This is a genomic window from Nocardia sp. NPDC041819, from assembly GCF_055590505.1.
Map to the genome: position 1 here is coordinate 348513 of NZ_JBVJAP010000007.1, position 13992 is coordinate 362504.

Annotated in this window: 12 protein-coding genes and 1 pseudogene; 3 read left to right on the forward strand and 10 right to left on the reverse strand. The window is 70.4% G+C overall.

Translation table 11 applies throughout. The features are described 5' to 3' along the window. Nucleotides 1-5: 5 nt before the first annotated feature. Nucleotides 6-953, reverse strand: a complete 948-nt coding sequence (locus tag ACZ6DL_RS22075; RefSeq protein ID WP_466053707.1) for an SMP-30/gluconolactonase/LRE family protein — start codon at nt 951-953, stop codon at nt 6-8. A 309-nt stretch (nt 954-1262) separates the two neighbouring features. On the opposite strand from ACZ6DL_RS22075, the gene ACZ6DL_RS22080 reads away from it, so the two are divergent. Next, nucleotides 1263-1634 (forward strand): nuclear transport factor 2 family protein, encoded by a 372-nt coding sequence (locus ACZ6DL_RS22080; RefSeq protein ID WP_466053709.1) that lies wholly within the window; start codon nt 1263-1265, stop codon nt 1632-1634. Between the two features lie 650 nt (nt 1635-2284). Here the strand turns inward: ACZ6DL_RS22080 and ACZ6DL_RS22085 are convergent. The 9 genes and pseudogenes from ACZ6DL_RS22085 to ACZ6DL_RS22125 all read right to left on the reverse strand — a co-directional run bounded on the left by ACZ6DL_RS22085 (nt 2285) and on the right by ACZ6DL_RS22125 (nt 11540). Further along, the gene (locus ACZ6DL_RS22085) at nt 2285-2506 is read right to left on the reverse strand and encodes a family 78 glycoside hydrolase catalytic domain (protein ID WP_466053797.1); all 222 of its coding nucleotides are present in this window, start codon (nt 2504-2506) and stop codon (nt 2285-2287) included. A gap of 136 nt (nt 2507-2642) precedes the next feature. Further along, nucleotides 2643-2978: pseudogene (locus ACZ6DL_RS22090) on the reverse strand (alpha-L-rhamnosidase N-terminal domain-containing protein); the annotation flags it as partial. Further along, the gene (locus ACZ6DL_RS22095) at nt 2975-4447 is read right to left on the reverse strand and encodes an FAD-dependent oxidoreductase (RefSeq protein ID WP_466053711.1); all 1473 of its coding nucleotides are present in this window, start codon (nt 4445-4447) and stop codon (nt 2975-2977) included. The pseudogene ACZ6DL_RS22090 and the gene ACZ6DL_RS22095, both read right to left, overlap by 4 nt. A gap of 153 nt (nt 4448-4600) precedes the next feature. Then, a complete protein-coding gene (locus tag ACZ6DL_RS22100; RefSeq protein ID WP_466053713.1) occupies nt 4601-5335 on the reverse strand; it encodes a 3'(2'),5'-bisphosphate nucleotidase CysQ in 735 nt (244 codons plus the stop codon). Then, nucleotides 5335-7263 (reverse strand): sulfate adenylyltransferase subunit CysN, encoded by a 1929-nt coding sequence (cysN, locus tag ACZ6DL_RS22105; protein ID WP_466053715.1) that lies wholly within the window; start codon nt 7261-7263, stop codon nt 5335-5337. Before cysN ends, ACZ6DL_RS22100 begins: the two co-directional genes overlap by 1 nt. Then, complete coding sequence (cysD, locus tag ACZ6DL_RS22110) at nt 7263-8192, reverse strand: sulfate adenylyltransferase subunit CysD (protein ID WP_466053717.1); 930 nt, start codon at nt 8190-8192, stop codon at nt 7263-7265. Before cysD ends, cysN begins: the two co-directional genes overlap by 1 nt. A 50-nt stretch (nt 8193-8242) precedes the next feature. Beyond that, a complete protein-coding gene (locus tag ACZ6DL_RS22115; protein WP_466053719.1) occupies nt 8243-8986 on the reverse strand; it encodes an SDR family NAD(P)-dependent oxidoreductase in 744 nt (247 codons plus the stop codon). Beyond that, on the reverse strand, nt 8983-10242 hold the full coding sequence (locus ACZ6DL_RS22120) for an alkyl sulfatase dimerization domain-containing protein (RefSeq protein WP_466053720.1): 1260 nt from the start codon (nt 10240-10242) through the stop codon (nt 8983-8985). The genes ACZ6DL_RS22115 and ACZ6DL_RS22120 overlap by 4 nt, the downstream gene beginning before the upstream one ends. A gap of 32 nt (nt 10243-10274) precedes the next feature. After that, entirely contained in the window at nt 10275-11540 is a 1266-nt protein-coding gene (locus tag ACZ6DL_RS22125; RefSeq protein ID WP_466053722.1) for a sulfotransferase family protein, read from the reverse strand. 125 nt (nt 11541-11665) lie between these two features. Here ACZ6DL_RS22125 and ACZ6DL_RS22130 point away from each other — a divergent pair, with 125 nt between their 5' ends. Together ACZ6DL_RS22130 and ACZ6DL_RS22135 are read left to right on the forward strand one after the other, a co-directional pair. Then, on the forward strand, nt 11666-12688 hold the full coding sequence (locus tag ACZ6DL_RS22130; RefSeq protein WP_466053724.1) for a zinc-dependent alcohol dehydrogenase: 1023 nt from the start codon (nt 11666-11668) through the stop codon (nt 12686-12688). A gap of 56 nt (nt 12689-12744) precedes the next feature. Continuing rightward, complete coding sequence (locus ACZ6DL_RS22135; RefSeq protein WP_466053726.1) at nt 12745-13641, forward strand: helix-turn-helix domain-containing protein; 897 nt, start codon at nt 12745-12747, stop codon at nt 13639-13641. The last annotated feature ends 351 nt before the right edge of the window (nt 13642-13992 follow it).

Consider the following 13992-nt stretch of genomic DNA (forward strand, 5'->3'; position numbering starts at 1 on the left):
TCGGATCAGGGCCGGGTGTCGCCACCGCGGTGCGCCACATCGGCGACCCAGATGCTGCCCAGGGCCTCCCGCGCCGACTTCTCGAAGTCGAATACCTCGTGGCCGACGGTCATGTAGAGCGTGTTCCGGTCCGGGCCGCCCAGCAGGCAGGCCGAGGCGATGCCGTTCTCCAGCGGCATCGGGACCGCGTCGGTGAGGCCCTGCTCGGTGAAGCGCGCGACGTAGCCGCCGCCCGGCAGCGCCGCCCACACGCCGCCGTCGGCGTCCAGCCCGATGCCGTCGGGCATGAACGGGCAGATGGCGAAATCCCGCGGGTTGGACAGGGTGCCGTCCGGGGCGCGGTCGATCACGGTGATCTTCGAGGCCATGACCTCGGCGGTGTAGACCTTGGTGCCGTCGGCGCTGACGGCGATTCCGTTGGCGCACAGGAGCGGGCCGACCTTCTCCGGAGTGCCGACGGACCCGTCCGGCTCCACCACGATCAGCGGCGACGGCTTCGGCTCCTCGCCCTTGAAGATGTCGAAGCCGAGCTGCGTGATGTAGGCGCGGCCGTCGGTGTCGACGACCATGTCGTTGGCGGCGGCCGAACAGTACTGCGAGATGTCGGTGTACACCGACAGGTCGCCGGGCCCGCCGCCACCGTGCACCAGGACCAGCTTCTCGTGCATGGACACCACGATCAGGCGGCCATCGGGCAGCCAGCCGAACCCACCCAGCACGATCGGGACGTCGGTGTCCGCGGCGCGGCCGGTCGCGTCGACGACAACGGCGGCGTTGCCGTCGGCGTCGAGCGTCTTGAGGGTTCCGGTGTACATGTCGGAGAACCAGAAGGTGCCCTGGTGCCACCGCGGGCACTCCGGCCAGGAGTATCCGGTCGAGACCTTGCGGGCCTCGAATGTCGTGGCGCCGGCGGCGGTGACGGCGGCAGCGACGGTGTCGGCGGGATTGGTCATGGTCTGGCCTTCCGGGAAACGGTGACCTCTGTCGGCTCCGCCTGCGGCGGGAACCGGGGTGTCCGAGCGTGGGAATCACGCGTGAACTGGGTCACAAGGACGTGGCATGTCAGGACGATAGGGCCCGGCTCATGCAGCGGAGGGCCAGCTCCCATTCAGCGGGAGCCGAGCCTCGTCCCTCTCCGGGCGCCGGGGCCGGGCCGCGACGTCCGCATCCCACGGAACGGAACTTGGCGCACCGCACGCGCGCGGCGTCTGCTCCCCTGGGTCGGACAGACGGCCACGCGCGCCGTCGGGAAAGGAAACCCGATGCCCTCCGTCGAGCAGATCACCGCCGCGGTCACCGAGTACGCGAAGCGGATCAGTACCGGCACCTCCGCCGAGATCGCCGCGCTCTACGCCGAGGACGCCACCGTCCAGGATCCGGTCGGCGGCGAGGTCCGCGTGGGCCGCGCGGCCATCGCCGCCTTCTACAGCGGCCTCGATGGCGTCAACTCCGCCATGGAGGTACTGACACTGCGGGTGGCCGGAGACACCGCCGGCTTCCACTTCCGGGTGACCACGACCCTGCCGGATCGGCTGATCACCGTGGAGCCGATCGACGTCATGACCTTTGACGAGCAGGGACAGATCACCAGCATGTGCGCCATCTGGAATCCCGCGGACGTGGTGACGAGCTGAAGAGGCCGCCCAGCGCGTCGTTCGGCGGCCGGGCGGCCCGCGGTGCGGGGTTCAGCGGCGCGCCGCTGGCGGGACGAGCGCGGCCCCGAGATCGGCACACAACCGCTCGGAGGCCTGGGGGCACGCACCCCGAGTAGCGTGTTCAGCGAGATCGCCGCGGCCTCGGGTGCCTCGCCAACGATCGAATCCCGGGCAAGTGCTCCGCGAACACCTCGCTGACCGCCCGCCGGACCGGCCCCGGTCGTCGGCGAGCGTCTGCAGCGGCGTCTTCATAGCGTCTCCGGCCGCCGCGGCGAGAACCGACATCGGGTACTCCCAGTGGTGCTCCCCGTGCCGACTGGTCAGTATCCGGGCATCCGGGTCGGCGGGCAGCGCGACGGTCGCCTCCGCCCCGGGCGACCTCAACCGCCATCTGGCAGGCCGGCCAGCCACGATCCAGCACGCCGCGTGCGTCGTAGAGGAACGCAGCTATCAGGCGCGAAGGTGCGCAGATCGCCGGTCAGCCAAGGCATCGTCGCGCTGCGAACAGTCTGGAGGCACGCCGACGAAGTTGCCGCGCATCGACCAGAGGCCCGTTCGAGTGCAGCTGGTGCCACCACTCGTGGCTGATGTCCAGCCACCCCGTGCGCGGCGCATGCCGCTGTGCACGACTAACGACCGAGTGCCCTGGCGCGAGCCCCCGGCCAGCCGTCGATCTCGACGTAGCGGAAGCCGTGGAAGGTAAACGCTGCCCCAGCTCTCGGGGCCGCCACCGCGCAGCCTGTAGCGGTCGGTGAGCGCGGCGCGCAGCGTGGCGTGGTCGCTCTCTGCGTGCGCAGCAACCCCGCGTGGCGGAGGGGCACCATGGCGCCTGCCGGTCCGTCGCCGGCGATCCGGACTCAGCCGCTGAGGATGCGCCCGAAATCCACCACGTGGCGGCCGCCGGGCCGCTGCGCCACCGAAGGTCCTCGATCCAGCGGATAGGCGGCGCGCTCCGCTCGACGAGAACATCGCGGTCGCAGCGGATTCGCGGACCGGCTGCCAGCCGGTGGCGTCTAATCCCGGCTCGTACCATCCGCGCGGCTCGCGCCACGCATCGACGGTCTCGCCGTCGTAGCGGCTGTGGGCCGGGACAGCCGCCGTCGCCGCGGTGAATTCCGGGCGCGCGGCGATGCTTTCGGTGTGGTCGCCGTGATCGCGGTCCAGTTTCGGTCCCGGGCCCGCTCCTGCCCGGGCCGGGGCCAGACCACGGCACCGACCAGCACGGCCAGGGGCAGGCCGATCGCGATTCCGAATCCTGCGGCGAGTTGCGCCTCGTTCAGCATGTCGTCTCCGTGCTGGCCTGGGGCGGGCCTGGCCGGTCAGGACTCTGCGGCGGCGCGGCCGGCCCGGCGGCCGTAGAAACTGCCGTCACCGAGCGAGGCGCCGCTGACGTAGCCGCCCGCGCAGATCCCCGAGGTGCAGCGGCCGGCGGCGAACAGTCCTGGTATCGGTTCGCCGGACACGTGCAGGACCCGGGAATCCAGATCTGTCCGCAGCCCACCGAGAGTGAAGCCGCCGGTGCGGTTGCGCAGGTCGTAGGCAGCCAGCGGGGCGCCGACCGGCTTGACCCACTGCGGCTTCTTGCCCAGGAGCGGATCGGTGCCCGCCGCGGCGTGCCGGTTGTACACCTCGATCGTCGCCTGCAGCACTCCCGCCGGGAAACCGATCTCCGATTCCAGCTCCTCGACCGATTCCGCGACCCAGGTGGGCGGCTGGGCGCGCATGGCCGCGCTGGAGGAGACCGTGCCGTTCGCTTCTTCCAGCGCGGCTTCGTCGATGATCAGGTACGCCTCGTTGTGCTGGCGGATCAGCGTCGACTGGCCGATGTGGCTGGGGTAGGAGTCCTCGGGGATGTAGCGCTGCCCACGACCGTTGACGAGAATGCCGCGCGCGATGACCTGCGGATCGGCGAAGATCGCGACCTCGATCGCGTCCATGTGCGCGAGCTGGGCGCCGAGGGCCTGCGCGACCAGGATGCCGATGCCGTCGTGCTCCTCGACGGCGGCCGCGGGCCGGTTGATCAGCAGCGGCGTGAAGGCCTCGACCATCTGCTGGTTGTAAGCGAAGCTGCCGGTGGCCAGCACCACGCCCCGCCGGGCGCGGATGGTGACCTGCTTGCCGTAGCGCTTCGCGACGACACCGGTGACGCGGCCTGCCTCGTCGACGATCAGGCGCTGCAACCGCAGGTCGTACTCGGCCCGCACGCCGAGCGACTCCGCTGTGTCGGTGAGCGGCTTCATCAACATGTAGCCACCGCCCTTCTCGCCGGTGTGCTTGTCGGCCATCCGCGGCAGGTGACCGCGCGGCGCGGGGGTGGCGATCGTGTTGTAGGGGGCGGCGTTCTCGCCGCCGGAAAACATCAGGCCCTGGTCGGCGGGCGGCTCCCAGCCCGGTTCGCCCCAGAACTCCTCCTTGAACGGCACCCCCTGGGCGACGAGCCAGTCGAAGTGCTCCACGCTGCCCTGGCAGTAGTCGCGGATCTTGGCCGCGTCGACACCGGGCCCGAGGGCCGCGGTCAGGAACTTCTCCATGTTCCCGGGGCTGTCCTCGAAGCCGAGGGCTTTCTGCAAGGCGGTGCCACCCCCGAGGTAGATGAAACCGCCCGACAGCGCCGCGGCGCCGCCCCACCCACCGGTGCGTTCGACCACCAGGACGTCCGCGCCTGCCCGGGCCGCTTCGATCGCCGCGCTGGCGCCCGCGACGCCGTAGCCGACGACGACCACGTCGGACTCGTGATCCCACTCGGCGATCGCGGACATCCGCTCGGGATGGACACTCCCGACATTCGACATCAATAACTCTCCTGTTCGATGGCGCCGACCGGCGATCGAGGCCGCGGCGCTGGGCATGAACGGACCGGCGAGCCGGTTCGACAGCCGGAACCGGCGGCTCGATCGGGCCTCAGCATCGTCGGCGCGCACGCGCAGGACGCGCCGACGTCCCACTCAGCGAGAGGGAATCCCCGCCAGGCCGGCCCGGGCCGCGGCGAGGATGACGGGGGCGAACGCGGGCAGACAGATCAGCAGATCGGGCAGGTAGGGATCGGGCTGGTTGTAGCGCAACGCGGACCCGTCCAGCCGGGAGACGTGCAGGCCCGCGGCGGCGGCGACCGCCACCGGCGCGCAGGAGTCCCACTCGTACTGTCCGCCCGAGTGCAGGTAGGCGTCGACGTCGCCGCGCACCACGGCCATCGCTTTGGCGCCCGCCGAGCCCATCGGCACGGTGGTCGCCGACAGTGCGGCCGCGACGCCTCGCACCAGGTCGGAGGGGCGGCTGCGGGACAGCGCCAAGCGCAGCGGCCCCGACGATCGCACAGGCAGCGGCGGCGGCGCGCCGGTGTGCAAGACCAGCCCGTCCCCGGGCAACGCCACCGCACCGGCCACCGGGACGTGATCGACGGCGAGCGCGACGTGTACCGCCCAGTCCGCGCGCGGTGGTTCCCCGTACTCCCTGGTGCCATCGAGGGGATCGATGATCCAGACGCGGCGTCGGTCCAGGCGGGCGCGGTCATCCGGGCTCTCCTCCGACAGGATCGCGTCTTCGGGGCGCAGCCGGCGCAACTGCTCGAGCAGGACCTGGTTGCCGTGCCGGTCGCCGGCAGCGCCGCCCTGTTCGCGCATCGCGAGCAGGGCCCGGCCGGCGCGCTCCGCTGCCGCTGCGGCCACCGCGTGGTCGTCCATCACGCCTCCCGCCGAACGACGGGGTCGAGCTTGCCCGCCGCCCGCAGCCGCGCCACGACCTGCTCGGCGAGCGCTTCGGGGGCGAGGGCTCCGCTGGAGTCGAGCCGCAGCTCGGGCGCTTCCGGCACCTCGTAGGGCGAGTCGATGCCGGTGAAGTTGGTCAGCTCGCCGCGGCGGGCCTTGGCGTAGAGGCCCTTGCTGTCGCGGGACTCGGCGACCTCGAGTGGGGCGTCGACGTGCACCTCGAAGAAGTCGCCCGCGCCGATACGTTCGCGAGCCAGTTCCCGCTCGGCGCGGAACGGTGCGATGAACGAGGTGAGCACGATGAGCCCGGCGTCGGCGAACAGCCGGGCGACCTCCACCACCCGGCGGATGTTCTCGACCCGGTCGGCGTCGGTGAATCCGAGATCGGCGTTGAGCCCGTGCCGCACGTTGTCCCCGTCCAGCAGGTAGGTGTGGAAACCCTCCTCGTGCAGGCGCTTCTCCACAAGGTTGGCGATCGTCGACTTGCCCGCGCCGGACAGGCCGGTGAACCAGACGACCGCGGGCTGCTGCCCCTTGGCCTGCGCGCGCACCTGCTTGTCGATGTCGACGTGCTGCCAGTGGATATTGCCCGCGCGGCGCAGCGCGAACTTCAGCATCCCCGCCGCGACCGTGTCCCGGGTGAGCCGGTCGATGAGGATGAAGCCGCCCATATCCCGGTTCGCCGCGTACTGGTCGAACGGGATCCGCCGATCCAGATGCAGGTCGCAGACGCCGATCTCGTTGAGCCCGAGGGAACGGGCCGCGGTGTGCTCGAGGGTGTTGACGTTGATCGTGTACTTCGGCCGGGCCACCTGCGCGACGGCACCGCTGGTGGCCAGCTTGAGTTCGTAGGTGCGGCCGGGCAGCATCGGCTGCTCGCTCATCCATACCAGGTGCGCTTCGAACTGGTCGGCGACCTCGGGGGGCTGATCCGCGGCGGCGAGGACGTCACCGCGGCTGACGTCGATCTCGTCGCCGAGGACGATTGTGACGGACTGACCGGCGACTGCGCGGGATAGGTCGCCGTCCGCGGTGACCACCCGCGCGACGGTGCTGTCCCGGCCCGAGGGCAGGACCCGGACCCGGTCACCGGGGCGGACCGAACCGCCGACGATCTGCCCGCTGTAGCCGCGGAAGTCGAGATCGGGGCGGTTCACCCACTGGACCGGCAGGCGGAAGGCGTCGCTGTCGCCGTCGTCGCCGATCGGGAGCGACTCGAGATGCCCGACCAGCGTGGGTCCGGTGTACCAGGGCGTTTCGGCGCTGTTCTGGGTGATGTTGTCGCCCCGCAGCGCCGAGATCGGGATACAGGTGATCTCGGTCAGGCCGATGCCGGCCGCGAACTCCCGGTACTCGGACTCGATCTTGTCGAACCGCTCCCGGGAGTAGCCGACCAGGTCGAGCTTGTTCACCGCCAGCACGATATGCCGGATGCCGAGCAGCGACACCAGGAAGCTGTGGCGGCGGGTCTGGGTCAGCAGCCCCTTGCGGGCATCGACCAGGATCACCGCCGCGTCGGCGGTGGAGGCGCCGGTGACCATGTTGCGGGTGTACTGCTCGTGACCGGGTGTGTCGGCGACGATGAACTTCCGCTTCTCGGTGGAGAAGAACCGGTAGGCGACGTCGATGGTGATGCCCTGCTCGCGCTCGGCGGCCAGCCCGTCGACCAGCAGCGCGAAATCCAGTTCCCCGTTCTGCGTCCCGACGGTGCGGGAGTCCTGTTCGAGCTGAGCGAGGTGGTCGGAGAAGACGAGCTTGCTGTCGTAGAGCAGCCGACCGATCAGCGTGGACTTACCGTCGTCGACACTGCCGCAGGTCAGGAAGCGCAGCAGCGACTTGCGCTCGTGTCTGCGCAGGTATTCCTCGATGTCGGTCGAGATGAGGTCGTCGGTGGTGTGCGCCATCAGAAGTAGCCCTCCTGCTTCTTCTTCTCCATCGACGCCGAGCCGTCGTGGTCGATCATGCGGCCTTGTCGCTCGGAGCTGGTGGTCAGCAGCATCTCCTGGACGACGGCGGGCAGGGTGGTGGCCGTGCTCGGGATGGCGCCGCTGAGCGGGTAGCAGCCCAGGGTGCGGAAGCGCACCATCCGCTGCTGCGGGTGCTCACCCGGCGCGAGCGGCATCCGGTCGTCGTCGACCATGATCAGCGTGCCGTCGCGTTCCACCACCGGTCTCGGCGCGGCGAAGTACAGCGGGACGAGCGGGATCTGCTCGCGGTGGATGTATTGCCAGATGTCGAGCTCGGTCCAGTTCGACAGCGGGAACACCCGCACGCTCTCCCCGGGCCGCTTGCTCGCGTTGTAGAGCCGCCACAGCTCCGGTCGCTGCCGCTTGGGGTCCCAGCGGTGCCGGTCGGATCGGATCGAGAACACGCGTTCCTTGGCGCGGGACTTCTCCTCGTCGCGGCGGGCGCCGCCGAAGGCGAGATCGAAGCCGTGTTCGTCAAGGGCCTGCTTGAGGCCTTCGGTCTTCCACATCTGGGTGTGCAGCGCCGAGCCGTGGTCGAAGGGATTGATGCCCTGCGCCACGCAGTCGGGGTTGCGGTGCACGATCAGGTCCAAATCGGGTTCGGCGGCCACCGCCTCGCGGAAGGCGTACATGGCCTGGAACTTCCAGGTGGTGTCGACGTGCAGCAGCGGGAACGGCAGCCGCGAGGGCCGGAACGCCTTGCGGGCCAGATGCAGCAGGACCGAGCTGTCCTTGCCGATCGAGTACAGCATCACCGGGCGCTCGCTCTCGGCGACCGCTTCACGGATGATCTGGATGCTGTCGGCCTCCAGGCGTTGCAGGTGAGTGAGCCCGGTGCCGTGCTCGTCGTCGATCAGGGTCGTCATGGTGACTCCGGTGGGTTCGAGGTTGGGGCGTCGCGCGGGGAGACCGGTGGTCAGACGCAGTCCGAGGCACCGTCGACGACGAACACCGCACCGCTGGTGTACGCGCTGTGCTCGGTGCACAGGAACGCGATGGTTGGGGCGATCTCATCGACGTCGCCGAACCGGGCGAGCGGGATGTGCGCCAGTTCGGCCGCGGCCGTCTCGGGTCGCATCGGCGCGGTCATGCGGGTCCGCACGGTTCCGGGAGCGACAGCGTTGACGCGGATGCCGTCGGGAGCCCAGGCGACCGCGAGGTTGCGGGTCAGGCTGATGATGCCCGCCTTGGCGGCGCCGTAACCGGGCACGACCGGCACCGCGCGCAGCGCCGCCATCGAGGCCAGGTTGACCACGCTGGCGCCGCCCGGGACGGTGGAGGCGGCGAGTGTCTCCCGCAGCCCGTGGGTGATCCGGAACGTGCCGGTGAGATTCAGCAGAACCGAGCGTTCGAAGCCTTCCGGCGAGCGCTCGTCGAGCCCGCCCGGGAAGTTGGCGCCCGCGTTGTTGATCACGACGTCGAGCGCGGTGATCTCGGCGACCAGCTCGGCGATCGACCGCTCGTCGGTGAGAACGAGCTGCCGGTAGCGCATTCCGGCGAGGTCGGCGTCGTACTGCTTCGCCTCCGGCCGGGTGCCGGTCACGATCACCTCGGCGCCTGCGTCTCGGAACAGCACCGCCGTGGCGTGCCCGATGCCGCTGGTGGCGCCGGTGACGAGCACGGTGGTGCCGGTGAAGTCGAACTGCACGTGGGCGGTCACGACAGGTCTCCGATCTGCTTGGTGAGCCAGGCCGACTCCCAGAAGTTGGTGCTGGCGTCGAGTAGCTGCCGGTGTGCCCGCACCAGCAGTTCCCTGCTCTCTCGGTGTCCCGGGTGCAGCCGCTCGACCGCCTCGGCGAGGTGGATGGCGTGGACGGGGCGTCCGGCGTCCAGATGCTCGCTCGCGCGGGCGAGGACGGCGTCCGCGCCGGCGAGCTCCACCAGATCGGCGGTCGCCGCGTCGGTCGGCACGTCGTAGAGCTCGGTCGTCGAGCGATGGTGGAACCACCCGGAGTAGTGCTCCCAGATGGCCCGCACGTTCCAGGAGACCTTGCCGTACCCCTCGCCCACCGCCAGCTCAGGCGGCAGGGCGATCTCACGCATGAGGGTGTGCACGTCCTTGCCGCCGTTCATGCCCGCGACGACGGCGTCGTGCACGCACTGCACAGCATCGCGCACCCTGGTCAGCTCGGTGCGGATCCGCGCGGCGCCGACGATCGGCCCGAAGTGACCGGTCAGCAGGATCTCGGGCTCGAGATCGCGCACCCTGTCGATGGAGTCGATCACCGTGAGCGCGTCGCGGTAGCGGTCGCCGCGCATCGTCACCAGATTGGGGATGTGGCCGAACAGGGCGCCGAAGGTGTTGCCGGAAAGGCAGACCCGCTCCTGCGGCAGCCACACCACCAGCGAGTCGGTGGTCTCGCCGCCGGGGGTGGACAGCAGCCGGATCGTCCGGCCGCCCACCGTGATGGTCATGCTGTCGTCGACTTCGACGTCGGCCACCGGGGTGCTCTGGCCGGGGACGTAGCCGAAGCGCTCCTGGATCGCGGCCCGGCCTGCACCGACCTTGTCGCGGAAGGCGAAGGAGCTGCGGCTGGCCCGGTAGGCGGCCAGCCGGTGGTTGTCGTCGCGCCAGGTCCGCCACTCGGCGTGCGCGACGACCACGCTGCCAGGGTCGCGCAGCAGATCCAGGCCGCCCACATGGTCGTAGTGGCCCTGGGTGAGCAGGACGTAGCGGATCGGCGAGTCGTCCACGGCGTCGAAGTTCGCCCGGTGCACCGGGGCTTCGAAGCCCATGCCGGTGTTGACCACGACCCGGCCGTCGCCGGTGGTCAGTAAATAGGCGTTGCTCAGTCCCGGTGAGCACCACACACCCGGCGCCACCTCGGTGGCCTGTTCGGCGGATGCGGCCATCATCGCGTCGGCGCCGGGCCGCTCGAGGTGGATGGGTGGGACCGATGTGAGATCGGAGCTCATATCATTCCTTCCGGTGTGCGGCGTGGCCGCGGTCAGGCGTCCTCGACGCGCACGTCGTGGGCGTCGAAGTAGAAGTCGAAGCGCGGGCGCAGCTCGGCGGCGGTGACGCCGAAGTGGCCCGGCAGGTCGTAGCGGATGCGCCCGTGCTTGCCGCGGGGGTTGCCGTCGAGATAGGCCTGGAACCTCGTCTTGGCCTCGGTGGTCAGCTCGGTCCCCGACCGCTCGTACAGCTGCTCGAGCAGCGGCATCTCGTTGCCGTTCAGGTGGTGGAAGCCGATGTCGATCCGCCGCTCGGCGGGAACCAGGTCGCGGTCGCGCACGCTGGCGGAGAGCAGCCGGTGGATCCGGTCGGTCCAGTAGCCGAGCAGCCAGTCCGGGTCGATGGCGCGGCGGCGCAACCGATCCGGATAGGCCATCATGGTGATCGTCGACTGGATCACCGCGACCGGGTCGCGGTGGGTGAAGGCGACGGTGGCATCCGGGAACGTGGCCATCAGGGGGCCGAGCTGCTCGCTGTGCTGCGGCGATTTCAACACCCAGGTCCGCGGACCACGCAGGAAGGTCAGCGCCTGCAGCACCGTGCGCATGTAGGCGTAGTGGTGCCGCTGGTCCAGTCCGAGGTAGTGGTCGCGCCAGCCCGGGGACCGGATGGACCACTCCAGGATGTAGCTGGCGCAGTCCAGATCAAGGAGTTCGACCTCCTCCTCGATCGCTTCGGGGTAGCGGTCGTGCATCGCCGCGAGCAGCGGTGAGCTCACCTGGAGTGCGTCGTGCTGCTCCTTGGCCTGCCGGTAGCGCACATCCAGCCCGTCCGAGCCCGGGCCCTGGCCGGGCAGCGGCATCGGGTCCTGGCTCTCCCAGAACGGCATCGACCGCCGACGCGGATCGGCGGCGATCAGGTTGACCAGGTGGGTGGTGCCCGAGCGCGGCATCCCGACGACGATGATCGGCTTCTCGATCGGGATCGACTCGATCTCCGGGTAGCGCTTCAGCAGATCGACCAGCGACAGCCGGTTGCGCAGCAGGCGGACGATCCGCGTGCGCAAGGTGCGCCTGGCGAGCTGGGTCAGTCCCTCGTCTTGCTCGACGGCGCCCACGTACGCGGCCAGTCGCGAGTCGAAACCATCGGCGGTGCCGAGATCGTCGGCGCGGGCCTGGGCGGCGGCCTCCTCGACCAGCCGGTCGATGCGCAGATCCACCGGATTGGCCTCGGCGTAGTCGAGGGCTCGGCGCTGAAACTCGGTGAGGCGGGGAGCGGTCAGGTCATCGAGGACTATCAGTTGGGCGGCGTCGGCCATCCAAGTGCCCTTCCTGTCTTGCCTTCGGTCGAATATTCGACTTAACATTCGAAAGTACGACGCCAATATGGCAGGTGGCCGCCCGGATCGTCAAGGGTTCCACCACTTCCGACCAGGAGGTTGCAGTGAGTTCCACCATCAAGCAGGTCCGCGTGCACGGCCCCGGCGCCATCGGCCTGGACCTGGTCGAGCTTCCGGAGTGCGGGCCGCGCGATGCCGTCGTCGAACTGCGTGCCTGCGGCATATGCGGCAGCGACCTGGGCTACATCCGGCTCGGCGGCCTCGGCGGTCCCGCCGCAGAGCCCATGCCGCTAGGCCACGAGATGGCCGGCGTAGTTTCGGTCGTCGGCGCGGAGGTGACCGGCCTGCGGCCGGGTCAGCGGGTCATCGTCCACCCGGGCCGCGACGACATCGGCCGGATCGGAAACGGTTCGCCGGAAGGTGGATTGGCCGAGGCCGTGCTCGTCCGGGACGCCGCGGCGGGTGATCGGCTGTTCCCCGTGGCCGACGACATGCCGTTCGAGATCGCCGCGCTGGCCGAGCCGCTCGCGGTCGGCATGCACGCCGTCGACCAGGCCGAGCTGTCCCCCGCGGACCCGGTGGCGGTCTTCGGCTGCGGACCGATCGGGCTTGCGGCCATCGCCACCCTGGTCGACCGCGGGCACAGCAGTGTGGTGGGCGTCGAGCTGTCGGCCACCCGCCGCCGGCTCGCCGAAGCGCTCGGCGCCACGGCCACCATCGACCCCGGGACCGAGAACGTCTGGGAGCGACTGCGGCACCTGCACGGCTCACGTCCCGGAATGACCGGCGACGCAGCCGCCACCGCGGGTTTCATCGAGGCGACGGGAGCCGCGGCCGTGCTGAGCGACATCGTCGACAACGCCGGGCGCGGCGCCCGGATCGCCGTGGTCGCGGTGCACTACGCCCCGGTGGCGGTCAATTTCCTGCGCGTCCTCACCGGGGAGCTCACCATCCGCGGCTCGATCGAGTACCCGCCCCGGTTCCGCGATGCCATCGACGTGCTCGAGCGACGCGATCTCTCGACGCTCATCACCCACCGCTTTCCCCTGGACCGCATCGAGGAGGCCATGGACACCCTGCGCCGGGACAAGGAGTGCGGCAAGATTCTCATCGAGATCAACCGCTGATGAGGACGCTCGGCGGCCGAAACGGGGCGTCGAGTATGCGACGTATAGTGCGCGCCATGACTACCGACGCCCCCGCGCACACCGACCGCCGGTCGCCGTCGCCACCGACCGACCGGGTCGTCGCCATCATGCAGCTGCTCGGGCGCACCCCGCATCGGTCCTATTCACTGGGTGAGATCGAACGCACCCTCGGTATAAGCCGGGCCACCGCGCACGCGATCCTGACCGCGCTCGTGGGCCACGACTGGATCGTGCGCGACCCCGCGAGTGGCCACTACAGCTGGGGCCCGGCTATCGCTGCCCTCGCGCGCCCGGCCGGCGCGACGGCTCGCCGGATCCGGGTGCGGCTCGGGGAACTCGCCGACGCGATCAGCGGCCAGGTTCTGCTGTTCGAGCCGCGCGGCGAGGCCCTGGTGGCCATCGACGCCGCCGGTTCCACTCCCGACTCGCCATCGGTGACAACCGGTTTCACGGTGCCGCTGGTGGCGCCGTTCGGCCGCGAGTTCATCGCCTTCGCCGCCCCCGAAACGCAGCAGGCGTGGCTGGACCGCCTCGGCCCGATCGAACCGGCCTTCGCCGCCCGGATGGGCGAGGTGCTCGCGCAGGTCCGCGGCCGTGGCTACGCCATCGAGCGGCGCAGCCACGCCTTCTCCCGCGTCTACACCGCGATGCACGCACTCAGCGGCGAGATCGACGCGATCACCGCCCGGCTGGCCGGTGCGGTCGCCGACCTGACCGTCGTGGACTTCCTCGACGGTGAACTCGGCGACGGCGACCACACCATCGCGACAGTGTCGGCGCCGATCTTCGCCCGCACCGGCGACGTCGCCCTGACACTCACGGCGGTGGTGGTGCGTCCCCTGACCGCACCCGCAGTGGCGGCGCTCGGGGCCGAGGTGTGCCGCGCCGCCAGCGAGATCGGCGAGGTGATGACCGCCTACGGCGACGCCTGATCCTCGGACGCCCGCCGGCGGTTGTCGCTCCTAGGGCCGCCGGGCGTTCGTCCGCGCGCGACCGTCGAACCACTCGTGGGAGCGTTCCGCGATCGTCCGCAGCATCGCGGCGAACACCGCGCGTTCCGGCTCGTCCCACCCGTCCAGCAGCTGCGCGACGAATTGCGGAAGTTCTTCGGAATCCCCGTCCAGGTGTCGATCCGGGAGGGCGGTGCACCGTCATGCCCGCCCCCAACGGGATCGACGGCGTGTCGGTCACCGGTTCGCCGTTCCACTTGTCGCATCTGCTGCGCGAGGAATACGGCTTCGACGGCCTGGCGGACCGGCACATCGCTCTCGTCCCGTCGAGCG